This window comes from Vibrio sp. MACH09 (assembly GCF_033238805.1).
Lineage (GTDB): Bacteria > Pseudomonadota > Gammaproteobacteria > Enterobacterales > Vibrionaceae > Vibrio.
Genome location: NZ_BSFZ01000002.1, coordinates 266,021 through 291,149, shown reverse-complemented (window position 1 = coordinate 291,149; position 25,129 = coordinate 266,021). Strand labels below are relative to the sequence as shown.

Genomic DNA, 25,129 nt, shown 5'->3' with positions numbered 1-25,129 from the left:
GTCTGTTAATACTGAAATTATCAGTCAAACAGTTTCATTTCTGTTAGATAAGTATCACTTTATGACATTAATCTCCAAAAATGGACATTTTTGCTGGTTAATGTCATAAAACGACAATCGTTGTGTCACTATTAATAAAGATAAATTAAATAAAAAAGGCGCTCGCTAAGAGCGCCGATGAACATGAGAAACTGATTATCTAACGTCAAAACGATGGATTGTTTTCTCTTGGTAAATGTCACCCGGATTTAGACGAGTACTCGGGAAGTGAGCTTGGTTTGGGCTGTCAGGAAAATGTTGCGTTTCCAAACACATTCCACCACAAGACTCATACTTAAAACCATTTTTTCCAAACCACGGTTTATTTGATAGCTTTGAGCCGTTATAAAACTGAACCGCTGGTTGTGTGGTTAGTACGGTCATTAGCCGACCTGATGATGGCTCATATAGCTCAGCTGCCATGGCATATTCACCTTCAGTTTCACGCTTATGAAGAAGATAGTTATGATCAAATGCGCCATTTACTACTCGCTGTTTGTTTTCAGCAATAACCGTTGACTGAGTAAAGTCGAGCCCGGAGTCTTTAACCGATAAAATCTCCCCCGTAGGGATCATGTTATCTGACACTGGGGTGTAAAAATCCGAATAGAGTTTCAGACTATGCTTGTCTACCGGTCCGGAATCATGTCCAGCTAAGTTGTAGTAGCTATGGTTAACAAGGTTGATAACCGTTGGCTTGTCTGTCGTGGCCTTAAAATTATAGTGGACTTGATTATCTTCATCCAAACCGATGGTATGAGTGACTGTTAATGTACCACCATAACCAGACTCACCGTCAGGAGAGATTCGACTGAAGTGTACAAAAACACCATTATCAGTCTGTTCAACTGAGTGGTGCCAAACATACTTATCGAACCCCTTGCTGCCACCATGTAAATGTTGGACAGTGGGTGGTTCATTGGTTTCTAGCTGAAATGTTTTTCCATCAAGTTGGTATTTGCCATTCTTTATGCGGTTTGCAAAACGTCCGGCTATTGCACCAAAGAAGGGATGACCCGCGAGATACTTCTCTAAGCACTCGTAGCCAAGAACGACGTCGGCCAATTGGCCTGAGCGATCGGGTGTTTCTATTGATGTAACAATGCAACCGAAATTAGTCACTGACATTTTCATGCCACTTTTGTTTTGCAGAGTGAATAGTTGAACAGGTTTATCCTCTCCCTCTACGGCTCCCCAAGGTGTGATCGTCAATTCCACTATATTTGCCTCGTCGGATTATTTAATCTTTGCTTCAAGCCCTGACGTTACACGAAGTTGTTCCAGAACAGCCGTCCAATCTTGTCGGCCACGTCCTGCTGCTTTGGTTATACTATAAAGCTCGCGTGATGCCGCGCCACAAGGCATTGGCACATGAACTTGATTGGCTAAATCTAAAGCAATGCCGAGATCTTTATGCGCCAGATCAACCATAAATGCTGGAGAGAGATCGCCCGCTAGAACTTTGCCAGGCCATGTAGTAGTAAAGTGACCTTTACCAGCTGGTGTACCATTCATAACGGCTAGCGCAGTATCAAACTCTAAGCCGATTGCTTCTGCTAAGGTTGCGGCTTCTGCTGATAATGCATTTAACGCGATACTCATGTAATTGTTGATGATCTTAACGCGTATACCTTTACCCGCACCGCCTGCATCGATGGTTTCTGAACCCATGCAGTCGAATAGAGGTTGTGCTTTTTCGATCTGTTCTTTTGTTCCGCCTGCCAAGATTAATAGTTCGCCTTTAATGGCGTGATCAGATGTACGGCCTACAGGCGCTTCCATCATAGCGAAACCTTGCGCAGTCATATCTTTAACAAGCGCATCTGTTTCAAAAGGGTGAATAGTCGACATGTCTATAAGCAGCGCGTCTTTGCTCATGCCTTTTATGATGCCATTGTCCGCAAAAATGGTATTACGTACTAATGCACCATTTGGCAACATTGTGACGATAAAGTCTGCACCTTCTGCTGCTGCTTGTGGTGAAGCGGCACTTGTTGCTCCTAGGTTGACTAAAACATCAATCGCCTCTTTGCTAATATCATAAACCTTTAGAGAATGGCCGCCTTTGATTAAATTAGCTGCCATTGGGCTACCCATTTGACCAAGACCGATAAAGCCGATAGTTGACATGAACTTTTCCTTTTAAATGTGTTTAAACTAGCGCAACTATAACCTTTTCAACAAAAACAACCGTAATCAATGTCACATAATGTTGTTTTATGCTCATGAAATGTCGTTTTGTGATTGCAATCCCAACCAAATCCGTCATTTTTCTTATAATGTGAGAAAACTTAGCCCTTATCTTATGTAAATATGGTACAAGAAAAGCCAGTTAGACGTGAGATATCAATAAAAGAGATGAAAATGATGCCGATAGCTTGTGTAGGAATCACCGTTTTAGACCGAGTACAGCGCGTAAATAACCTGCCAACAACGGGAGGAAAATTTGTTGCGACGGATTATTTTGAAATAGGTGGTGGCCCAGCGGCGACAGCTGCAGTAGCGGTCGCTAAATTAGGCAAGTCTGTTGATTTTATTGGCCGTGTAGGTGACGACTCGGTTGCTGACACAATGTTAAAAGAGATGTCAGATTATGGTGTGAATGTAGACAATGTTATCCGCATTGCTAATGCTTCCTCTGCATTTTCTGCTGTTTTAGTTGATGATGAAGGTGAGAGAATGATCATTAATTATCAAGACAAATCATTAAGCAGAGATATTGAGCGGCTGAAAACTGTCGACTTTTCTACATATTCTACAGTGTTGTGTGATGTTAGATGGCCTGAAGGAGCGGAATACGCTCTAAAACAAGCAAAAAAATACGCTATTCCTTCTGTTCTAGATGCTGATTTGTCACCTGAACCCATTGATAAGCTTGTTGAATTAGCAGACCATGTGGCCTTTTCTGAGCCTGGGCTTGCAAGATTTACTGAGACAGAAGACCCAATTAAAGGGTTAGAAATTGCTCAAAAAAGGACAAATGGTAAGGTTTATGTTACTGTCGGCGCAAAGGGATGTTACTGGTTGGAAGACGGGGATCTTAAACATCAATCAGGCAAGGTTGTCGACGTTGTAGACACCACTGGTGCTGGTGATGTATTCCACGGGGCTTTTGCATTAGCCGTTTCTGAGCATATGGAAACGCGAGATGCAGTGATTTTTTCCAATACAGTAGCGGCTCTTAAATGTACTAAAATAGGCGGGCGTGAAGGTATTCCAGACAGAGAGACAGTTGAAGTCGATATCGCCAAATAATAATAAGGTTTATCATGACTAATCCAAGACAAGACAAGTTATTACAATTAGTTATCGATAAAGGTTACTGCACCGTTGAAGAATTAGCAGAAACATTGGATGTTTCTACCCAAACCATTCGACGCGATATTAAAAAGCTAAGTGATGAACGTCTTATTGTTCGTCACCATGGTGGTGCTAGCTCACCATCAAGCACAGTAAACCTAGACTATGAAATTCGAAAAGTATCTGAAACAGAAGAGAAAAATGCTATTGGTGCGCGTATTGCGGAGATGATCCCTGATAACTCAACAGTATTTCTTACTATCGGAACCACCACGGAAGTTATAGCCAGTCATTTGCTGAAAAAAAGTAACCTTCAAGTGATAACAAACTCATTGCGGGTAGCCAATGTTCTCCATAGCAATAAAAGTTTTGATGTTCTTATTCCAAGCGGAAAAATTAGAGCATCGAATGGTGGAATTGTTGGTACTGAAGCAATAGATTTTATTAAAAACTTTAGGTTTGATTATTTAGTAACCAGCGCAGGCTCTATTGATGAGGACGGTACGTTACTTGAGTATGACTTAAATGAGACGGCTATTTCGCAAAGTGTCATTAAGTCGGCAAGAAATGTATATGTCGCGCTAGATTCCACTAAATACACACCGAAAGGATCTATTGAATTGGGGCATATAAGCGAAGCAACGGTATTTTTTACCGATGAAATGCCACCGGATGATATAAAAGAAGTATTGGATCAAAGTCGAGTTAAACTGGAAATCTGCAATTAGGTCATACATCCGTTAATGAGAATGCCCAACAGATATCATGTTGGGCATTTTTTTAACCGTCACTTTTTGAAACTCATGTCTGGATTGAGAGTCGTCTAGCCTTCAGTTTGTTCTACACACGTTTCAATATCTTTCATATCTGTACCAAATGATTGCTGGACTGTGCTTTCGTAACATAAAGCAAACTCTTTCATGTCATTCTCATCGGTGAACTGATCGAATTTTTCTGGTGCTAGATCCCAGCATTTATCAAGTACCGAAACAAGAACGGCTTTAACTTCATCTGGCGATTTAGAGATACACTTAGCCAGAGGCGCTATAGACGTATCATTCTCTATTTCACTTTTCAACATTGAGTAGACCTGCTGTTTGGTCATTTTTGGCATCGCGACATTCTCTGCGTGCACCGGGTTAATCGCAAGTACAGTTAAAGCACTCACCACTAGCGTCTTCCTTATCATGTTACTTTCCTTTATTACTGACGTTATTTTTCGAACTGAACGTATTGATGTCGCTCTGAGTTCTGTATTTTGAGGTCACTTGAGTATAGACATACTTAGGCTAGTTCACTATTGCAGTTTCAGCGAGTATTGTCCGCTGAAATCCTGCGTTTTGAGCTTATTCGGCCATATCGACTTTTTGTTGCCGCGAGCCATTTATGAGGCAGCATAATAACCAATAAACTGGTTAAGATCAGTGCTAGCCCAAACCATGCTTGTGTGGATAATATTTCTCCAACAATAACAATGGATAGTATGGTGGCGACGACGGGTTCAAATAGGGTGAGTGTTGTGGCTGTACTTACGCGGCTATGGCTCAGGCCGTAACCAAACAAGCGATAACCAAAAAACATTGGTATAACCGCGAGATAGAGGCCAATCATACTATTGTGCCATGATGATAAGAAGGAAGCGGAGTCTTGAACCGCGATGGGTAACAGCAGCATGCTGGCAAGGCCAAATAGCACACCCATGACCGTTTTCGAACAGAGTTCTTTGCTAATTAGACGTTTTGCACTCCATGAATAGCACGCGTACGTTATACCCGCGATGATTCCTAAAGCAATACCTAGTACCGACTGTAGGGTTTGTTTTGCGTTGAGGTTTGTGGTTTCTTCTATGTTTAAATGTGTGGCGATAGATAACATAGTGACACCAATAAGGCCCAGTATGCATGCCATCATCCAGCGTGTTGTTAACGGTACTTTCTCTACTGTTCGTTCTATTATTGCTGATGCGATTGGCGCGGAACCAATGGATACGACTGTCCCGATAGCGACTCCAGACAATTGCATTGATGTGTAGAATGCCAGAGGGTAGCAGGTGATGCACAACACCGCTAATAGGGTCAGCGGAATGTTTTTCCGCCATACGGCTAAGCTACCTTTGTAGTGAGGTAAAGCAGATAAGAACAACAATAGTCCACCACCTCCAGTGGTTATTGCGGCGATAGAACTTGCTGAAACATCTACCGCAAACGAAGCAACCGTACCCGTTGTTCCCCATAAAATGGACGCTAATAAAATGGCTAGATAGCCCATTGTTTGTTTAGAGAAAAATGATGGCTTAAAAATAAGTTGTGATTGCATGAACCTTGCTCTTTGATGCAAATTGGTCATGGAAGTATAAGAGTAAGTGAATATGAAGATTGTGCAGAAAAGACGCTATTGTTGTTTGAGAAGATGCAGCTTATGGTGCTTGTTATGATTTTCGAAATGCGCTTGGTGCTTGGCTGAAATGAATGGAAAATCGGCGGCTAAATGCAGATAAGTCATTATAGCCAACTTGTTCAGCTATGATTTGAATGGGCGTATCAGTATGGATCAACAGTGCTTTTGCTTTTTCCATTCTTAATTTTGTTACGTACTGCATAGATGATAGGCCGGTACTCTGTTTAAACAGCTTCTTAAACTGCGTGGTACTTAAATAGGCTGTGTTGGCAAATTGAGTGATTGAATAGGATTGCGATAGGTCGTGCTGAATCAGCTGGATCACTTTTTTAATACGAGAGTCGGTACGGTGAGTGAACTCTTGTTGTTGCAATAACTGTTGGAAAAGATCAAGGGTGAGCTGTTCTACCTCAATATCAATCTGACTTTCCAGCTGAACACCAACATATTGAATAAATGACTGAAGAGACGGAGAAATTGCAAAATGAGTGTGTTGGCCATTCTCTATATTGCTAGGAAGAGCGATTAAATCGGCAACGATAAACTTGGCTTGGTCATCTGCGCAAAAACGGTGAGTATTATTTGCTTTTATCACGACACAATCGCCAACGCTAATAATGCCATCGTATACGGTTGACGCGTTTTCAGTAATGGCAATCTCGATAGAACCCTGTATGGGCAGCACCAGTTGATGATAGGTGTGCGAATGACTGTTTGACTGTTTGCTGTATGAGCGTACCGTTAATCGATTCTTCATAATGCGGCTTATCTCGTAGGGTTAATGCAATTGCGGCTAATGCGGGCTTTAGTATCCCATATGTCGAAGATGAATCAATATTTCATATTACAATCATTTCTAGTAACAAATATTTTACATTTGACGGCAATTTTGAGAGCATGACGACAACTGGTTTAACCAGTTGCTGGTATGACAACAGACCCTAGTCAGAAACATCAACTCTATTTTGAAATGGACAGTCAAAATGAAACTTTTTCAGCAGTCACATTATCTGCCGGTGAGTGATCACACCTTACATATCAAACGAATCTGGTTAGATGATAACCGGCCAGTCGTTGTGATGTTTCACGGGGTCATTGAAGATGGTTCTATTTTTTATAAGAACGATGATAAAGGGTTGGCGAACTATTTAGCCAATCATGGTTTCGATGTGTATGTGGTTGATTTTAGAGGCAAGGGGATGAGTCAGCCTAGTATCGAACAGAACAGCAATCACGATCAGTTTGACGTCATATCAGATGATATCCCAGCCGTGATTAATTATATTCAAAAGCAGACTGAGCAGCCTATAAACATTGTTTGTCATTCATGGGGAGGGGTTCTTTTTTCTAGCGCGTATATTCGTCAGAAAGGCTTCAATAATAGCATCGCTAGTATTGTCTGTTTCGGCACCAAAAGGCGAGTTGCCGTCTGGAATATGGACAGGGTATTAAAAGTAAGCCTGTTTTGGAACAACTTAGCGCCTATCTTGGCCAGTAAAAAAGGCTATTTGGACGCAAAATTCTATCGAGTTGGCGCTGCCCCAGAAACGAAAAAGTTCATCAAGCAGAGTGTTGCATGGGTAAAGAACAAAAGGTGGGTCGATCCAGTCGATAATTTTAACTATTATTCCGCGGCTAAATCACTCACTTGGCCTCCTACTTGGTATATGACGGGCGTGAGCGACCTCAGTCTAGGCCATGCAGAAGACGTGTTTCGATTCTTACAAGAAACACGACATCCGGACGCTAAATTTTCTGTTCTTTCAAAGCAAAATGGCAACTTAGTGGATTATGACCATATCAATATATTGACGCACAAACTGGCTGAAAAAGACCACTTTATTGACTTACAAAAGTGGTTAAGTAACGCAAGCAGTGCAACAACATCCTTATCTTGAGCTCAGCTCTATCAGCTTGTCAGCGACAAATAGATCTTGAATCGCGATGCCAGAGCTATCAAATATGGTGATCTCTTTGTCTGATGTGCGTCCCGCTGCACCCTTACTAATCACCTGACCAATTTCAGTTAAAGAGGTTGCAGGTGAGTGCTGAAACTCGCCAATCACCTTCGACTGACTTGCTAGATCGCAGAACAGTACAGCTTGATCATAAAGCGCATTTGGTAGCTCATGTTTGCCTACTTTATCTGCTCCCATGGCGGAAATATGAGTCCCTTGTTTGACCCATTCTGCTGAAAAGAGTGGTTGGCAAGCGGTGGTTGCGGTAATAATGATGTCGGCATTTTCAGTACCATACTGACCAGAGGCAACTGTTGCTTCAATTTCTCTCTTGGCTAGGTTTTTAATAAAACGTTCACTGTTCTCTTTGCTTCGACCAACCACAAACACCTTGTCTATATTGCGCACTTCACATACTGCTGATACATCGTATTCTGCTTGATGGCCAGTGCCAAAAACCGTTAGTGTTTGTGCGTCTTGTCGAGCTAGATGATTGACAGCCACCGCATCGGCTGCTGCGGTTCGATAAGCGTTTACTTGGTTTGCTTCAACAATAGCATGCAGAGCTCCAGTCTCTGGGTTTAAGAGAAAGATGGTGGTGCCATGGTTGGCAAGGCCTTTGTTAATATTCTCTGGCCAGTAGCTGCCGGTTTTCCAGCCTACCAGTGTGGACGTACAAGCTGACTTCATCGAGAACATCGAGCCTTGCTGTGGGCCAGCTGCGTTCACCACTGGAAACAGGGTAGAGTCACTGCTGCATGCCGCAACAAAAGCTTGCTCAATGGCTTGATAGGCAAGTTGGTGACTAATCAGTTTTTGAGTTTGCGATTCGGTTAAATAGATCATATTACCAGCCCTTAATTCTTGCCCAAGTTTCATGTGTTTGTGATTCTTTATCAATGACTTGATAGTTATCGTGCATAGCCGTGGTAGCGCAGGCGTGGTTGGGGAGAATGTGTAATCGACTGCCAATTGGGAATTGTGAAAAATCGATATTCTCCCCGTCTCTATGCTTGATTATGCCGTGTTCCTGATTGACGGTGTCGACCAATAGTGACGGGATCACTTCACCCGCTTGATTGGTAATCAAGCCGTAGCCACAGTCAACGGGTTGGTTGGCTGTTCCTCTATCGGATGACAAAGCCATCCATCCGGCATCTATAAATAACCAACCTTTTTCTCTGTTGTGACCAATCACCGTTGTTACCACACTTAACGCGATATCGTCATGCTGGCATACGCCGATACCCGCCATCACCAGATCAAAAAAGCTGTATACGCCAGCACGAACTTCACTAATTCCAGTGAGATCTTGATAGCGACAAGCCGTTGGTGTAGAGCCAATACTGGTAACCGAGCAGGGGATGCCCGCTCCGGTCAACTGCTGCTTGGCAAGTAACACTTGATTCACTTCATTGGCTGCGGCCTGTTTTAATGAAGAGTCATCAAAACAGAGGTAGGATTCCCCTGCGTGAGTGAGTACTCCTAAAAACTCCGCCGCGCCCTGTTGCAAAATCTGCGCTATTTCTATTAATTCTGGATCGTTTGCCTTTATACCGCCTCTATGCCCATCGCAATCGAGTTCAATAAGGGCAGAAATTACGCACTGTTGCTCTGAACAATAGTTATTAAGTGCAACCGCCTGATCCACACTATCAAGAATAATATCGACTTTTGCACCTTGCTCTATTAATGCTTTAACCCGAGGGAATTTAGCTTGGGCAATGCCGACAGCATAAAGAAAATTGTTGTAACCCATAGAGGCCAGAGCTTCGGCTTCTTTAAGGGTAGATACCGTTACAGGCGCAGAGTGATCAGACAGAACGAACTTGGCCGCTTCTAAGGCACGGATCGTTTTAAAGTGTGGTCTTAGCGTTGACCCAAGCTGCTCAATCTTGTTTTTTAACATGGCAAGATTGTTCAAAAAAATGGTTTTGTCGATAGAGAGAAATGGCGTATCTAACTGATGATAACGGGTTAGCCAATCTGCTTGATGTTGAGAGTCTGGGTGCATAGTGATAAACCTTGAGTCGTTGGATTATATTTACTCAAGTATCTAATAACTTGGTTATGCATTATATTAATTTAAATTTACTTATTGATTAGGTTTTACCTTAATGATTAATACGGACGATTTGCGCTTTATCGCAACCATTGCCAGCCACAAAACATTGGCTGATGTTGCGCGAGCATTGAATATAACTCCCCCATCGGTGACCCTTAGAGTTAAGCATATAGAGAAAAAGTTGTCGGTGACTCTTATCCAGAGGCCATCCCGGACGGTGGTGCTAACAGAAGAAGGGCATATGTTGCTGGAACGCGGCAGGCCTATATTAGAGGAGTTGGATAACCTCCAAGAGCAGTTGGATGAGAGAAAACAGCATATCTGTGGAACATTAAGGGTGTTAGCACCACTAGGGTTTGGTAATGATTATGTTGCGCCCTTATTAGCTCAGTACAAGCAGCAGCATCCACAACTTAAAGTTGAACTGGAGTTATCAGATAAACCATCGTGGTCGAATCATCATAAATGGGATGTGGTGATCTATATCGGTGCTCTAAAAGACTCGTCACTTAAAATGATCACGCTGGCCAAAAACAGACGCTTTATTTGCGCCTCACCGGACTATATTAATAAACGAGGTAACCCTAGCTCTCCCCAGCAACTGCTCAATCATGACTGCTTGGCTCTTCGCGAAAACAACGAAGATGTGACTCTATGGTCTTTTGTTAATGATAACAATGATAAGCAGGATCTGGTTCGAATTAACCCTGTATTGGCATGCAATGAAGGCCGTGTAATAAAAGAGTGGGCTAAAGACGGCTTAGGCATTGTTATGCGTTCAGAATGGGACGTATTACCGCAGATAAACAGCGGTGAGTTGGTTAGATTACTCGATGACTATCACCTTCCCGATGCCGATATAGTGGCTCTGCTCAGTAGCCCGGAGAAAGAGCGTTCTGCCAGAGTGTCTGGGTTTATAGATCTACTAAAACAAGTGCTAGAACCAAGACCATGGGAAAGCTGTAGGACACCTGTCTAAAATGATGGTAATTTTGGCAAATCTGAGCGAACGGAGACGACGGCTGGGGCTCTAAAAAAAAGATATACCAGCGAGGCTGGTATATCTGACTTGATTACTCGGCTTGTATTGCTTCACCTTGAGCTTTTCTTAGCTTATTAATGCTCATTTCTATTAATACCAAAGCAAGCACAATGGCAATAAGAGTGGGGCTAGAGTACTGCCAATCTATTACGCCAGTTAGAATGTCTGGGAATACAAAAAGCAAGCAGGCAAACAGAAGCAAAATCGCGGGTATAATGGCTACGATGTAGGCAACTCCTTTTCCTCCCGGAATTTTAAACGGTCTTTTTGCTTCTGGCTCTAATGTTCTTAAGCGAACAAATGAGATAAAGAAGAAAAAGTAAGTAATAAACAGTAAGAAGTTAGCGAAGGCAAACAGTGACCAAAATAGATCATCCGCACTTCCCGCCATAAAGCCGTAGATGATTAACGCGGCAGTGGAAATTACACCGGTAAGTATGTTGGAACCAAATGGTGAACCATTTTTGTTTGTTACTGCGAATATTGCTGGCATTTCCTGTGCGTTAGCCGCTTCAACTGCCGCTCGAGAAGCGGCCATAATCCAAGGGATGATATAGGTAAACAGCCCCAACACTGCCAATAGTGATAGAGTAATCGTGACGACATTACCTATGCCAGTGTGACCAAATAGTATTTGTAATGTTTGTACTAGCCCACCAACTAACGATAAGTCTTCTTGCGGGATTGCTAATATCATTGATGACGTTGCAAACCAGTATAGAACCACAATAATGGCAATGGCGATTAATATGCCTAGAGGTAAGTTACGCTCGGGATTTTTAATGTTGGATCCCAAGCAGGCAACCGTTTCTACCCCTAAAAACATATAGATCAATGTGGGTGCATAAATAAAAGATGCTCCCATTGACGGTTTCATGGTTTCTAGCGTCAGTTCTACAGCAGGCTCGCTACCATTGCCGATCAGCATGTATCCACCAACCGCAAATGCAATCATGATGGCTACTTTTGAAATGCCGCCAATGGTGTTAACAAGTTTTCCTGTGTCCATTGATGCATTGGCAACAAAAACCGTTGCCCAAACCATGACGATAGCAATCGCTATCATTCCCCAAATACTCATATCAGGCCAGAAAAGCTCAGATAGCATGCCACCACAAATTAAGTAAACAGAAGGTATCCAGAAGGGAACGTTTATCCAATAATACCAACTTACTCGGGCAGCATTTTTTGAACCCATGCCACGCAATGTCCATTCATAAATTCCACCTTCTCCGGGGAACGCTGAACTAAGTTCGCATACAATAAAAACATAAGGGATGACGAACAAAAGGATGATAAGTAACCACCAACCAAAAACAGATGGGCCTACACTCGCTGCCGGTGCTAATCCATCAATACCAATAAGACCCGACAGGACGAAAAAGATGATGCTGGACAGGCCAAGTTTTGTTTTATTTTCCATAGTAAGTACCTCGGTTTACACTGCCAAACGAATAATAATTGGCAGTGCAACGCAATTATTTAATAGCAGGAACCTGTTGAGTAATGCAGTGAATATTTCCTCCTCCCAGAAGAATGTTTCGCGCATTTACACCAATCAATTTATGCTCGGGAAATATCTCTTTTAGAGTATTTTCTGCTATCGGATCTTTTTCAGCATCAAGTAGAGGATAAACAATGAGATTGTTAGTAATAAGGAAATTAGCATAACTGCCTGCTAATCTTTCTCCAGCACTTCGCTCCATGCCTTCACACACATCAAAACCATCGGCTTCTGCTTCTGTGATGTACAGTGGGCCTGGTATGTCCAACTTGTATATTTTTAACTTACGGCCTTTGGCATCGGTTTCGTTATCAAGGATTTTAAACGCCTCTTGAGAAATTTCGTATTGTGGGTCGTTTTTGTCTTCTGTCCATGAGAGTACCACTTCTCCGGGGCGAGCAATATGAATAAGATTATCAATATGGCCATTAGTATCTATGTCGTTGTACAAACCACGAGGTAACCAAATGACCTTGCTCGCATTGAGATACTGTTTGAGGTGGGTCTCTATGTCTTGTTTGCTTAGGTCTGGATTACGACTTGGATCGAGTAGACACTCTTCGGTGGTAAATACCGTCCCTTCTCCATCAACATGAATAGAGCCACCCTCAAGCACAAGTGGTGCTCGGTATCTGTCATCATTGTGAAATTCAGTCACTTTGCTCGCCACGGCGTCATCAGCATCCCAAGGGAAGTAAAGACCATCCAACAAGCCACCCCAAGCGTTGAACTCCCAGTCGATACCACGTCGAGAACCATTGTTGTTTGTTACATAGGTTGGTCCCATATCTCGCATCCAGGAATCATTAGTCGTCATCTCTACAAGTCGGATGTCAGCGGGCAGTTGCTGTCGAGCATTTTCATATTGATTATAGGAGACAACCATATTCACGGGCGTCTCTTGGGCAATGGCTGTTGCTACTTCAACGAAGGCACTTTGAGCCGGTTTTGCCCCCCATTGCCAACTGTCAGTTCGCTCTGGCCATGCAATCCAAATTGCTTCTTGTGGCTCATGTTCACCGGGCATTCTATAGCCATCTAGCTGAGGAACTGAGTTAAGTTTTCTAGACATATTTCACCTTCTTTTTGACAACTGAGTAGTTAAGCTGTGCTTTTACCTTACTCGTTATGGGTTAATTTTTGCCCTATTACTACAGCGCCAAATAGTGGGTAAAACTGTGATCTGTATTGTTTATCGATCGGCATGGCTTCTGCTGGTGTACTTGTGTGCGATTATTCACATTTAACGGTTGTGTGAAGCGTAGAACGTCGATATTTGAAACAGTATCGGTTTTTTTGTATCAGCCACACTTAACATTTTGGTGAACGATAAATGCTTAAAAAAATAGTTAAGGAAATTGATATGCATGCCAAGACCAGAACCACAGGACCAGTAACTCATCTGCTTGATACGATTGATCTGGAAAAACAACAAATGCTGGATCTGTTCGAAACGATTCGAATGTTGAAAGAAGCGGATATGCAAGGGGCGGTACCTCAAATACTAAAAGGCACATCGTTAGCGATGATTTTTGAAGAGCCATCAACCCGTACTCGAGTGTCGTTTGAGACAGCAATGACTGATTTGGGAGGACATGCACTGTATTTGAAACCGGGTGAAATTCATTTTGGTTCTCACGAAGCGATTAAAGATACGGCCAAGATATTGTCAAGCATGTGTCACGGGATCATGTTTAGAAGTAAAGAACATGAAACCTTATTAAATCTAGCTGAACACGCTACCGTACCAGTGTTTAATGCGATGACGTATTACAACCACCCAACTCAAGGTATTTGTGATTTCTTTACCATGATTGAACATCTTCCCGAAGGTAAAGAGCTAAAAGATATGCATGTTGTTTTCGTTGGTGATTCTCGTGAAGATACCGGGATCATGAGCAAAGAGACTGGGCATATGTGCGCGACACTCGGATTACGATATACCGTGGCATCACCTAAGCGCTATTCCATGTCTGAGCAAGAGCAGAAAAAAATTCGAGATAAGATGGAAGTAACTGGCGGCACGTTAGTGGTGACAGACGACGTTGAAGACGCGATCAAGGACGCGGATTATATTATTCCTGATGTTTGGACCTACTATGGTTATGAAGACGAAGAAGAGGATCGTATGGAAGCGTTTATGCCTCGCTATCAGCTAAATATGTCTATGCTGAATAACGCTCCGGATCACTGCAAAGCATTGCACTGTTTGCCTGCCAACCGTGATGTTGAAATCACCAGTGAAGTGATGGACCACCCAACACGATCGATTGTGTTTCAGGAGGCAGAAAACCGTCTTCATACACAGCGTGGTTTGTTGACTTGGCTACTTTATCCAAGGTTACGTAAAGCGGATAGTACGTTGAGTCAGTATACGGAAGGGCAACTACGCCAATTCTTGGATACAAGGCTTAAATAGAGTTTTTCATTTTGTTAAATAAGCAGAACAATGCCCAACTTGGTGATTGTTTCACAACATAAAGTGAAACTTATTTAACGATTACAATTCGACCTTTGGGCATTTTATATGCCCTTTTTTATTGTTCTAGCAACTCAAGATAGTCCGGTAGGTAGTGAGACAGGTAGGACTCGGCAACGATAATGGCCTCTTTATTGATCGATTCGTTTTCAAGCCCTGCGTTTCGTGAAAAGTACACGCTATCGCTTGCTTCGAGAGCAATCACAAAAATATTAAAATGCTTTGGAATTGGGGGTAAATTAAAGTACTGACGATAGAGTTTCTCGATCTCTTCTCCTAAACTGTTATCCTTTTCGACTATCATTTCCCGGACAGAATGATAAGAGTGATAGGTATAAAGAATCTTCATAACCAATATATTTTCATCACAATAATCTGATAGTGACGTCTGTATTTGGCGATTCAAATCTTTCCAGTGTGTGACCTTAATGTCATTCGCACAGGTTTTTACGATTCGCGTAAAATTGTCAAAAATATCATCTAAATAATTCAGTATGAGCGCATTCATGTTAGGAAAGTAATGATAAATGGTCGAAGGTGACATTTTTCCTTCGAAAGCAATATCATAAATCGATATTTCTGTGAGCTCTTTTCTTTGACCAACTTGAATAAATGTCTCTTTTATTTTATCAATTTTGTCTTGTTTTGACGTTTTCATACGGAAGAGTCAATTGGAATGAGATGGTTTAATGTATCACATTCTGTTCCTAAGTGACCTCTAGATGCTTGTTTAGCGAGAGTTTATTTGCTTCTGAACAGAACTCGAATGTGAAACTATCGTCAATCTACGGCAAGGTTCAGTAACACTGAGCAGAAGTAGGGAACAAGTACCGCGATAAGATTGCTGAAACTAATAGTTGTGTTATCAAGATAAATCCATACACTTCTACTGCAAAATGCGGGGCAAAAATAGTGCTCTGATATCAGTTTATAGTGTGTGAGGTATTTGCATGTCTAAACGCGACTTTTACAGCGTGCTCGGTGTCTCCAAAGATGCCTCAGAAAAAGAGATTAAAAAAGCCTACAAAAAATTGGCGATGAAATACCATCCAGATAAAAACCCGGGTGATGCAACGGCGGAAGCAAACTTTAAAGAAGTAAAAGAAGCCTATGAAGTTCTGACAGATACTGAAAAACGTCGTCAATACGATCAGTTTGGTCACGCCGGATTTGAAAATTCCGGTTTTGGTGGACAAGGTCGTTCACAAGGATTTGGCGGCGGTTTTGAAGATATATTTGGTGACGCATTTAGACAACGTGGGCAAGGGTTTGGCGGCTCAGGCTTTGGTGGTTTTGATGATATGTTTTCGCAGGGTAGAGGACGTCAAGCACGACCACAAAAAGGTCAAGATGTCGAGTTCTCTGTGACGGTCGATTTTATTGATGCGATTCAAGGCGCCGAAAAGGTGGTTGAATTACCTATAAATGGTGAGCAGAAAAAGATCAATGTCAAAATCCCTAAAGGCATTAAAGATGGCGAGAAAATTCGCTTTTCAGGTAAGGGTGGTCCAGGTAGAAACGGTGGCCCTGCGGGTAGTATGTTCATCAAAATTGTTGTTCGAACTCATGCGTATTTAGAGCGTGATGAGAATGATTTAATTTGCCATACAGAGATTAATGTTGCTACCGCGGCACTCGGTGGACAGATCGATGTTCAGGCGTTAGATAATCGTTTTAAACTTAAAATTCCGGCTGGAACACAAACCGGACGCAAGTTTAAGGTCTCAGGAAAAGGCGTGACCAGCCGAAAAGGTGAAACAGGGGATCTGTTAATCAAAATAAAGGTGGTTACCCCTACTCAGCTAAGTGATAAACAGAGAACATTGTTAGAGCAGTTACAAGAGACGTTTGTTTGAAGAACTACCTCGACAACAGGGTAAGTTGCTTTATGTAGTAACTTATTAAAAAGCAATGAAATATTGTTATGTCATAACCTTGCTATTCTTTTATGAAAAGATAAGCGTATGATGATAATGATTACTTGTTAATAAATAGGGACGCAGTCAACTTGAAAAACTCATACTTTGCTCGTCAACCAATAATGAATCGGGATAGAAAAACCGTAGGCTATGAATTGCTGTATAGAGATGGCCCTCGAAATTCATTTCCTGAGGTGGACGCTGAGTATGCAACCAAGTTGCTGCTCTCCAATTATTTTCTTAGTGGCAGCAATGCGGTCTTAGATAATAAACTTGGATCCGTTAACTTTCCCTATCAAAGTATACTTAATCGACTGCCTGCCTTGTTCCCTAAAAATGCGTTAATGATAGATATCCTATCGGACTGTCCTCCAACAGAAGAGTTACTCGATGCGGTAAAGGAACTTTCAGAGCGGGGTTATAAAATTGCTTTGGACAATTTTATTCCCAGCAAAGAGTGGATAGACTTCTTGCCCTATATTAACCTAATTCGGTTTGATCTACGTGTTCTTCCAATTGCTAAAATTGCCCCGCTGATACGGCGACTACAAAAAAGTAAAATTAAGTTTTTGGCAGAGAAAGTCGAAACCTATGAAGAGTTTGTTAATGCTCGGCAGGCGGGTTTTCACTATTTTCAAGGCTACTTCTTTCGCAAACCTGAGATGATTCAGACCAAGGCGATTCAGCCCTCTTTTTTAACCATTGTTCATTTATGTAAAGCGATAGCTCAAGATGAAGTGGATTATGACGAGGTTGAGAAACTGATCACGGTTGATGTGACTCTCTCATACAAGTTACTTCGTTACGTCAACTCTACTAGTTCTATCTCCTCGGAGATTAAATCGTTCCGCCAAGCATTGGCCTATTTAGGTAAAGATAAACTGAAGAAATTCGTCTCTTTGGTGGCGATATCTACCGTTAAAAATGATAAGCCAGACTCTCTTTATAGTTTGTCGTTACAAAGAGCCAAGTTTTGTGAACTGTTGAGTGAAACGGTTAGTAGAAATCATAAAAGCCAAGCTTTTTTGATGGGACTATTTTCCTTGCTGGACTCGTTACTCGATCAGCCTTTGGATGATGTTATCGATGCTATCCCTATTGAGAAAGAGATAAAGCTCGGACTGCTGGAGCACTCTGGAGTATTGGGTGAAATACTGACATTAGTGATTGCCTACGATAAAGCAGAGTGGGATCAGGTGGATGTGTTAACGGAAAAGTTAGGGGTTATTCCCTCCATTACTGCTCAGTTTTATGAAGATTCTATGGTTTGGGTTGAAGAGCTATTTGGTGAGTTTCGCTAGGCTGTTTGTTTTGAGTTTAGATAGGGAAGATGATGAGCTCTAAATGCAATTCGGATGAATAATAAAATTAAGCTCACTTATAAGAACGGACTTCAAAGCCACCTGTTATTGGGTGGCTTTTTATAATATGAAATCTGACAGTTGTATTTTTACAATACCAAATTCGCAGCTTCACGTGTTAGTCGACCAATTTCGTCCCAGTTACCTTCATTGATTAACTTTTTATCAACCATCCAAGTACCGCCACAAGCAATGACTCGAGGAATGGCCAAATAGTCGTTAATATTGTTGGCGTTTATACCACCGGTTGGCATGATTTGAATATCGGTGTATGGGGCAAGAAGAGACTTCACCATGGCGATGCCACCTGAAGCTTCAGCAGGAAAAAACTTAACAGTAGTTAATCCCATTTCTAGTGCTGCCTCTACGCCAGAAGGATTATTGATGCCGGGGATAATCTCAATACCTATTTCTTGGCACGCTTTCACAGTATTTGGGTTAAAACCGGGGGAGACGACGAATGTGGCTCCCGCTTCTTTAGCGGCAAGTGCTTGCTCACGGTTGAGTACGGTACCTGCACCAATCAGCATGTCTGGTTGGCTTTCGCTAAGTAACCGGATTGCTGCTACTGCCGCATTTGAACGAAAGGTAATTTCTGCAGCAGGTAAGCCATTTTCTGCTAGTGCCTTTCCTAAAGGAATAATATCTTCTGCACGGTCAATCGCAATCACGGGAATGACTTTCAGTTCCTTCAGCTTTTCTGTGGTTCTGTTCATGTTGCTTCCTCTAAAATAAGTGATGACTGAAGGATCAGTCTAATGTATTGAATGTACTAGTAACTGGGGTTGTCGCGTGCTGAGCAACGATAGCCCCTTGGTGTTGAATAACGGCACCTGCTAATAGATTACCGCGTTGACAACTTCGCTCTGCTGGAAGGTCAAGTAAGTAACCACTTAAAAAGCCAGCATTAAAAGAGTCACCGGCTGAAGTGGTATCGACGACATTGACCACTGGTGTTGTTTCCACCAAGAGCGCACTATCCATGGTGGAAAAATTCTGATAAAGACAACCCTCTTTTCCTAGTTTGATTACCGCCTGCTTAACTCCCGCTTTTGCAAGCCTAGATAGACATTCATGAGTTGAACTGTCCTTCCATACAACCTGTTCATCATCAAAAGTAACTAGGGCGAGAGAGCAAAATGAGAGGACTCTTTGGTAGCAACTTTGTACTGTTTGCATGTCGTCATTAGGCCACAAGGCGGGTCGATAGTTACTATCAAACGCTATCTCAACCCCTTGCATGCTTAAGGTTTCGAGTATATCTAGCAGTCGTTGACGATCTGCTTTAGGTAGAATGGCTAAACTGATACCACTTAAATACACCATGTCGACATTGTGAAGCTGAGCTATGAGTGCTTCAAAGTTAGGCTGTTGCATCATATAGCGGGCAGCTGACTGATCTCGCCAGTATAAGAAGGTTCTCTCCCCTGAATCATCTAATTGAATAAGATAGAGTCCCGGCTGGCGAGTAGGGTCGCTTAGTACCCATTGAGTATTGATATTTTCATCATGCCAGCGTTGAATAATCCCTTTACTTAAAGGGTCTGTCCCCATGGCAGTAACGTAGTTTACCTCTATATGTTGACTCGCACTTCGAGCGAGGTAAATGGCTGAGTTAAGCGTGTCACCTCCAAATGTTTGCCTCATCTCAGCAAATGGTTTGCCGTTGAGCTCAATCATACATTCGCCAATAATCGCGATTTTTTTCATATCACTGTGCCTACTTTTGGAAGTAACGCTGAGCATTACCAAAACTAATGTTCTCTACCATAGGACCAAGTAATGACATGTCATCTGGTGCTTCGCCATTTTCTACCCATTGACCCACCATCTCGCACAGTATTCTTCGGAAATACTCGTGACGTGTATAGGAAAGGAAGCTGCGTGAGTCGGTTAACATACCTACGAACTGGCTAAGTAAGCCTAGTTGCGCTAGTTGCTGCATGTGCCGTTGCATGCCATCTTTTTGATCGTTAAACCACCAACCTGAACCAAATTGAATTTTTCCTGCTACGCCACCACCTTGAAAGTTACCAATCATGGTCGCCATCATTTCGTTGTCTCTAGGGTTTAGACAGTAAAGAATGGTTTTCGGTAATTGGTCGCTTTTATCCATCTCATCAAGCAGTGAAGATAACGGAAGTGCAAAGGCTCTGTCTGCGATGGAATCAAAACCTGCATCAGCGCCGAGTAATTTGAACATTCTGGTATTGTTATTTCGCTGCGCGCCAATGTGCAACTGCATGACCCAGCCAAGACGATGATATTGCTGCCCTAACCACACCTGAACAGCGCTGCTAAATTGTGCTACTTCCGTTTCATCTAGATGCTGGCCGTTTAACCGTTTGGTTAATAGATTATCGAGTTGGTTTTCTGACGGAACTGCTGCGAATCGAACAATCTCAATACCATGATCTGCGGCACGACAACCATGGGCATCAAAATGATCCAATCGGTTAGACAACGCCTGCAACAGGTCATTAAAACGAACAATGTTGATATCCGCTGCTTTTCCGAGAGCCTGCATATAGTCAGTAAAGCCATCCAGTTCAATTTTAAAGGCTTTATCTGGGCGCCAACTCGGTAAGACATCGATATCAAAACTGTCATCATTTGCGATAGCCGCATGATGTTCCAATGAATCGATAGGGTCATCCGTTGTCCCTGCCATGCGCACGTTCATCTGCTGCATAATGCCACGAGCACGAAAATCAGGGGTTGCCAGTTTTTCGTTGCATTGATGCCAAATCATTTCTGCTGTTGATGGTGAAAACAATTGATCAGCGATCCCAAACGGACGACGAAGCTCCAAATGAGTCCAGTGATAAAGAGGATTGCCAAGACATTGAGGGACAGTTTTCGCCCATGCTAAATATTTATCATAGTCTGAGCTAGCACCTGTAATGAGTTGCTCTTTAATGCCCGCAGATCGCATACCACGCCATTTATAGTGATCGCCTTCTAACCAAATTTGACCCAGATTTTCAAATTGACGATTTTCGGCAATTTCTTGAGGGTTTAAATGGCAGTGATAATCAAATATCGGCTGATTCTTAGCGTATTGGTGATAAAGATGCTTTGCTGTTTCTGTGCTTAGCAAAAAGTCGTCACACATAAACTCTTTCATGCTGCTCTCCTTATAGTGACTCAACGGCTTGTTTAGCACCTTTATTTATTAAAGTGCTATAGGCATTTTCTACCGCGGTAACAAATGTGCTGTTGTTTGCTAATTCTGCTGAGAAAATCGTTTCAATGGATAGTAAAGCTTTAACCACGCTGACAGTATGGCCATGCTGGTCGCATATGGCTTTTAGTGACTTGGCTAGAGGGTCTCTAACATCGATAGCTTGGCCTGTTTCATTAACCGCAGACACATAGCGCATCCAGCCAGCAATCCCCAGAGCAAGGTGAGAAAAGTCACTTCCCTGAGTGCAATGCCATTGAGCAGAGCCCAGCATGCGAGGAGGCAGTTTTTGACTACCATCCATGGCGATCTGCCATGTTTGATGTTTCAAGCTAGGGTTGCTAAAACGATCAATAAGAAGTTCTGCATAGGCTTTTAAATTTGTCCCTTCAGGCATGGTCAATGTTGTGGCCTGTTCATTCAACATTAGATGGAATGCTGCTGCTTTATAGGCAGGGTTAGTCATGGTGTCAGAGATATGATCATACCCGCCTAAATAACCTAAATAAGCCAAGAATGAGTGGCTGCCGTTGAGCATACGTAGCTTCATCTCTTCAAAAGGAATGACGTCTTCAACAAATTCAGCACCTGCTAAATTCCATTCTGGTCGTCCTGCGACAAATTTATCCTCAATTACCCACTGGCGAAAAGGTTCGCAAGCAATGCCACATGGGTCGGCAACGCCTAACTGTTGTTCAATCTCGTTTAATGTCTCAGGTGTTGCTGCAGGTACGATGCGATCAACCATCGTACAGGGGAAGGTAACATTCGTTTCAATCCAACTTGCAAGCTCATTATCGAGTTGTTGAACATAACCCATGACCGCGGCACGAGCCACATGACCATTTTCTTGCACATTGTCGCAAGACATCACTGTAAAGGGAGCTAAGCCTCGTTCGCGACGTATACGAAGTGCTTGAACGATGTAGCCTATCGCAGAATCTGGTTCAGTTGGATTAGCAAGATCATGAATGATCAGTGGATTGGTTTTGTCTAGCAAGCCTGTGCTGGCATCTGAGCAGTACCCTTTTTCAGTGATGGTCATTGAGACAATAGCGACTTGAGGTTCAGCCATTTTTTCTAGGATCGCTTGCTTGCCATCTAAGGCCGGATGCAATGATTCGCACACAGAACCAATTACTTTCAACTCCGTCTTTTCTGCCCCTTTTTCTGCCACAGTATATAGGTGATCTTGAGCTCTTAGCTGCTCGATTAGCGTTTCACCACCAAATAGGTTGACTTCGCAATAGCCCCAATCGCTGTCAGATGTACGAGCAATTTCATCGGTAAATAGTCCCTGATGAGCTCGGTGAAATGCACCAAAGCCAAGGTGGACTATCTTCGAATGTAGACGAGAGCGTGGATAGGTTGGTGTCGCAATGCTGGTATTCAGCTCAGTATTTGAAATAGTGTTTGTCATCTTTATTACCCGTTATTATTTCAGTGTAGAGAGTGACAAAATGTCACCATTTCGGTAGATGTCGCCGTTTATCAATAAGGTTCGGTTTTCTTGCTCTGGAAGCGAGATGGTGTAACCGTTATAGGCAGGTTCGAACTGGCCTTCTGTGGTAACGGTCAATGAAATCTCGTTGTTATTGCAATTCATCTCTATGTTCAACATTAAATAATCACCATTTAGATAAGCATGGGTTTCACCATCATCATCAAATACCGTCACTTTCGCTTTTCCATAACCCTTTATAGGGAATACTTCTAAGTTTCGTCGCGTATCTTTGCTGCGGCTGGTGTGTGCCACTCGCTCACTGGTCGGCAACACCGTTCCTGCTTTTACCAATAACGGCAAACGCTCCAACGGCGCATCAAGGGTGATAGTTTGATTGGCACTAAACCATTGCTTACTATAAAAATCGTACCAACCTTTGCCATTGTCCGGAAGATAGACATCACGCTGTCGCTGTCCTTGCTCGACAACTGAAGCAACAAGTAGCTCTTCACCGAGCATAAAGTCATCGTTCTCTACAAAGGTATTGTCGTCTGTTTCATGATCGAGGAATGTTGGACGCATCATTGGCTCGTCATCTCGGTGCGCTTTCCATAACAGGTTGTAGAGATAAGGCATCAAGCGATACCTTGTCGCCATCGCTTCACTAATAATTGGTGTGATTTCTGGGTACATCCAAGGTTCGTTTACTGTGCCGTCGTCGTTCCATGAATGAATGGTAAAACGAGGGTGCATAACGCCATTTTGAACCCAACGAGCAAACAGTTCTGGGTCTGGTTTGTCTCCTGAAAATCCGCCAACATCATGACCTAGGTTATACAGACCAGATAAACTCATCCCCAAGCCCATGCGTATGTTGTACTTCAGGCTGGTCCAGTTTGTTCTATTATCGCCACTCCAGGTCTGCACATAGCGGTTCATACCCGGACAACCTGAACGGGAAATAAGATAAGGACGAAGAGTTGGCGCATACTCAACTTGTGCTTCGTATGAGGCACGCATCATTAGCAAAGGTTGTAATGGACGGATCAATCCAATTGGAATTGATTTACCAAAGCCATGACATCTCGCAGCTTTGTCCCAAATTTCATATTCGTTGTTATCATTCCAAGTAGAATCAATACCTTTGTCCAGCAACTGCTCTTTTACGTTGTCTTGCCACCATTTGATGGCGTCAGGATTGGTAAAATCTAGGTGAGAACCGTCGGCATCCCAAAACACTGATATCTCAGGTTGGTCATATTCTGAATCCTGAATAAACAGACCTTTGTCTTTGGCCTCGTTATACATAGGGTGATCGTGCAGCAAGCAAGGTTTGATATTTGCCGCTAGCTTTAGACCAGCGCTATGAAAAACATCAGCCATTGCATTTGGATTGGGTACTTTTTGGTAGTTCCAGTTAAAGACGTAACGTTTATTTCCTATGGAGGTGTAGCCTGAAGATAATTGGAATGAGTCGCAAGGAATCCCATTGACCTCGCATTTTTCAACGAAACCTTCTAGCAGCTCTTGCGCGTTCTCTGCATCGGTATACTGCATGGTTGAACCACTGTAGCCTAAGCTCCACTTAGGACCAAATGCTGTTCCTCCAGTAAGTCGCACGAACTTTTTAGAAACATTAGCAACGGTTTTGCCAAGCATAAAGTAGAGGTCTAAATCGCCATCTTCTGCACGATAACTACGATATTTTACGTGGTAGTTGTCCAGTTCGTTACCAAGGTCAAACCAACAGCTGGCTAAGTTATCGTAATACAAACCAAAACTTACCGACTCTTGTTGAGAGGTGATACGGGTAATATAAAACGGAATGTGTTTATACAGAGGGTCTGTTGAGCTGGCGTCATAACCCATGGCATCGAGGTTTCGCATTTCAAAACGTCGACCTGCGCGATTGAGATCGCCTGTTTTCTCACCTAAACCATAATATTGGTCGCTATCACAGCGATTCATAAAGTGTGCAACGCTATTGTCGCTCACACCAAGTTGATACGCGCCGGTTTTTCGATCGCTGGCTAAAGGTAGCCATTGATCACCGGATTTGTATTGCCATTCCATCCAGAGCGGCTGATGGAGTGTTAATCTTAGCTGTTCGGTTTCAATGCAAAGTTGTTGCTCACTATTTGTCACCGTATAGTCAGGCAGTGAAAAGCCATCGGTAGAGAATCTGTCACGACCAGACCATGGAACGTCTTTTTTATCGGGGGCCACTGACCATGTGCGATCTAAGCGAAGTTCACATTTGTTTTGAAACATCACGCGAATGACGTCCTGTTCCAGTACGAAAATATGCAGCAGATGGCGATCATCGCACTGTAAATCAATGCGGTTGTTTTCTTGTTTAATGAGTTGCCACTGTTTAACTGATTTCATAAAGGGAATCCTTTAGTTGTAAATAGAGGGCGAGTGCTCTCGCCCTTGG

General features: G+C 42.7%; 22 protein-coding genes. 7 read left to right on the top strand and 15 right to left on the bottom strand.

Going from position 1 to position 25,129, the window contains the following annotated elements; all coding sequences use genetic code 11:
* Positions 1-195: 195 nt before the first annotated feature.
* Positions 196-1,257 carry an aldose epimerase family protein gene (locus CHJ_RS16520; protein WP_317918330.1) on the bottom strand — a complete coding sequence of 354 codons (1,062 nt, stop codon included), beginning with the start codon at positions 1,255-1,257 and terminating at the stop codon, positions 196-198.
* A gap of 18 nt (positions 1,258-1,275) precedes the next feature.
* Complete coding sequence (gene yihU / locus CHJ_RS16515) at positions 1,276-2,169, bottom strand: sulfolactaldehyde 3-reductase (protein WP_171752261.1); 894 nt, start codon at positions 2,167-2,169, stop codon at positions 1,276-1,278.
* A gap of 234 nt (positions 2,170-2,403) precedes the next feature.
* On the opposite strand from yihU, the gene CHJ_RS16510 reads away from it, so the two are divergent.
* Positions 2,404-3,294: a PfkB family carbohydrate kinase gene (locus CHJ_RS16510; RefSeq protein ID WP_171752260.1), complete on the top strand. Its 891-nt coding sequence runs from the start codon at positions 2,404-2,406 to the stop codon at positions 3,292-3,294.
* Positions 3,295-3,308: 14 nt separating this feature from the next.
* Positions 3,309-4,067, top strand: a complete 759-nt coding sequence (locus CHJ_RS16505; RefSeq protein ID WP_171752259.1) for a DeoR/GlpR family DNA-binding transcription regulator — start codon at positions 3,309-3,311, stop codon at positions 4,065-4,067.
* Positions 4,068-4,162: 95 nt separating this feature from the next.
* Here CHJ_RS16505 and CHJ_RS16500 read toward each other — a convergent pair whose 3' ends face one another.
* The 3 genes from CHJ_RS16500 to CHJ_RS16490 all read right to left on the bottom strand — a co-directional run bounded on the left by CHJ_RS16500 (position 4,163) and on the right by CHJ_RS16490 (position 6,493).
* Entirely contained in the window at positions 4,163-4,528 is a 366-nt protein-coding gene (locus tag CHJ_RS16500; protein ID WP_317918329.1) for a hypothetical protein, read from the bottom strand.
* A 119-nt stretch (positions 4,529-4,647) separates the two neighbouring features.
* Positions 4,648-5,655 (bottom strand): DMT family transporter, encoded by a 1,008-nt coding sequence (locus CHJ_RS16495; protein WP_317918328.1) that lies wholly within the window; start codon positions 5,653-5,655, stop codon positions 4,648-4,650.
* Positions 5,656-5,767: 112 nt separating this feature from the next.
* Complete coding sequence (locus tag CHJ_RS16490; RefSeq protein ID WP_317918327.1) at positions 5,768-6,493, bottom strand: helix-turn-helix domain-containing protein; 726 nt, start codon at positions 6,491-6,493, stop codon at positions 5,768-5,770.
* A gap of 226 nt (positions 6,494-6,719) precedes the next feature.
* Here CHJ_RS16490 and CHJ_RS16485 point away from each other — a divergent pair, with 226 nt between their 5' ends.
* Positions 6,720-7,634 carry an alpha/beta fold hydrolase gene (locus CHJ_RS16485; protein ID WP_317918326.1) on the top strand — a complete coding sequence of 305 codons (915 nt, stop codon included), beginning with the start codon at positions 6,720-6,722 and terminating at the stop codon, positions 7,632-7,634.
* Here the strand turns inward: CHJ_RS16485 and CHJ_RS16480 are convergent.
* Complete coding sequence (locus CHJ_RS16480; RefSeq protein ID WP_317918325.1) at positions 7,626-8,540, bottom strand: ornithine cyclodeaminase family protein; 915 nt, start codon at positions 8,538-8,540, stop codon at positions 7,626-7,628. The two genes, CHJ_RS16485 and CHJ_RS16480, sit on opposite strands and share 9 nt — an antisense overlap.
* Before the next feature lies 1 nt (position 8,541).
* Positions 8,542-9,708, bottom strand: a complete 1,167-nt coding sequence (locus tag CHJ_RS16475) for a DSD1 family PLP-dependent enzyme (protein ID WP_317918324.1) — start codon at positions 9,706-9,708, stop codon at positions 8,542-8,544.
* A gap of 103 nt (positions 9,709-9,811) precedes the next feature.
* Here CHJ_RS16475 and CHJ_RS16470 point away from each other — a divergent pair, with 103 nt between their 5' ends.
* Positions 9,812-10,738 carry a LysR substrate-binding domain-containing protein gene (locus CHJ_RS16470; RefSeq protein WP_317918323.1) on the top strand — a complete coding sequence of 309 codons (927 nt, stop codon included), beginning with the start codon at positions 9,812-9,814 and terminating at the stop codon, positions 10,736-10,738.
* A 94-nt stretch (positions 10,739-10,832) separates the two neighbouring features.
* Here the strand turns inward: CHJ_RS16470 and CHJ_RS16465 are convergent, their stop codons facing one another.
* Both CHJ_RS16465 and aguA read right to left on the bottom strand, forming a co-directional pair.
* A complete protein-coding gene (locus tag CHJ_RS16465; protein WP_171752251.1) occupies positions 10,833-12,224 on the bottom strand; it encodes an APC family permease in 1,392 nt (463 codons plus the stop codon).
* A gap of 55 nt (positions 12,225-12,279) precedes the next feature.
* A complete protein-coding gene (gene aguA, locus CHJ_RS16460) occupies positions 12,280-13,377 on the bottom strand; it encodes an agmatine deiminase (RefSeq protein ID WP_317918322.1) in 1,098 nt (365 codons plus the stop codon).
* Between the two features lie 261 nt (positions 13,378-13,638).
* On the opposite strand from aguA, the gene argF reads away from it, so the two are divergent.
* The gene (gene argF, locus CHJ_RS16455) at positions 13,639-14,724 is read left to right on the top strand and encodes an ornithine carbamoyltransferase (protein ID WP_317918321.1); all 1,086 of its coding nucleotides are present in this window, start codon (positions 13,639-13,641) and stop codon (positions 14,722-14,724) included.
* Between the two features lie 118 nt (positions 14,725-14,842).
* Here the strand turns inward: argF and CHJ_RS16450 are convergent, their stop codons facing one another.
* A complete protein-coding gene (locus tag CHJ_RS16450) occupies positions 14,843-15,442 on the bottom strand; it encodes a TetR/AcrR family transcriptional regulator (RefSeq protein WP_317918320.1) in 600 nt (199 codons plus the stop codon).
* 292 nt (positions 15,443-15,734) lie between these two features.
* On the opposite strand from CHJ_RS16450, the gene CHJ_RS16445 reads away from it, so the two are divergent.
* Positions 15,735-16,640 (top strand): DnaJ C-terminal domain-containing protein, encoded by a 906-nt coding sequence (locus CHJ_RS16445; RefSeq protein ID WP_317918319.1) that lies wholly within the window; start codon positions 15,735-15,737, stop codon positions 16,638-16,640.
* 152 nt (positions 16,641-16,792) lie between these two features.
* Positions 16,793-18,004 carry an EAL and HDOD domain-containing protein gene (locus CHJ_RS16440; protein WP_171752247.1) on the top strand — a complete coding sequence of 404 codons (1,212 nt, stop codon included), beginning with the start codon at positions 16,793-16,795 and terminating at the stop codon, positions 18,002-18,004.
* 149 nt (positions 18,005-18,153) lie between these two features.
* Here the strand turns inward: CHJ_RS16440 and CHJ_RS16435 are convergent, their stop codons facing one another.
* From CHJ_RS16435 to CHJ_RS16415, 5 genes are read right to left on the bottom strand one after another with little or no spacing between them, the layout of a single operon-like run.
* Complete coding sequence (locus CHJ_RS16435) at positions 18,154-18,780, bottom strand: bifunctional 4-hydroxy-2-oxoglutarate aldolase/2-dehydro-3-deoxy-phosphogluconate aldolase (protein ID WP_317918318.1); 627 nt, start codon at positions 18,778-18,780, stop codon at positions 18,154-18,156.
* Between the two features lie 34 nt (positions 18,781-18,814).
* The gene (locus tag CHJ_RS16430) at positions 18,815-19,774 is read right to left on the bottom strand and encodes a sugar kinase (protein WP_317918317.1); all 960 of its coding nucleotides are present in this window, start codon (positions 19,772-19,774) and stop codon (positions 18,815-18,817) included.
* 10 nt (positions 19,775-19,784) lie between these two features.
* Positions 19,785-21,191: a glucuronate isomerase gene (gene uxaC / locus CHJ_RS16425; protein WP_317918316.1), complete on the bottom strand. Its 1,407-nt coding sequence runs from the start codon at positions 21,189-21,191 to the stop codon at positions 19,785-19,787.
* Between the two features lie 10 nt (positions 21,192-21,201).
* Positions 21,202-22,668: a fructuronate reductase gene (locus tag CHJ_RS16420; RefSeq protein ID WP_317918315.1), complete on the bottom strand. Its 1,467-nt coding sequence runs from the start codon at positions 22,666-22,668 to the stop codon at positions 21,202-21,204.
* 15 nt (positions 22,669-22,683) lie between these two features.
* Complete coding sequence (locus CHJ_RS16415) at positions 22,684-25,080, bottom strand: glycoside hydrolase family 31 protein (RefSeq protein ID WP_317918314.1); 2,397 nt, start codon at positions 25,078-25,080, stop codon at positions 22,684-22,686.
* Positions 25,081-25,129: the final 49 nt, after the last annotated feature.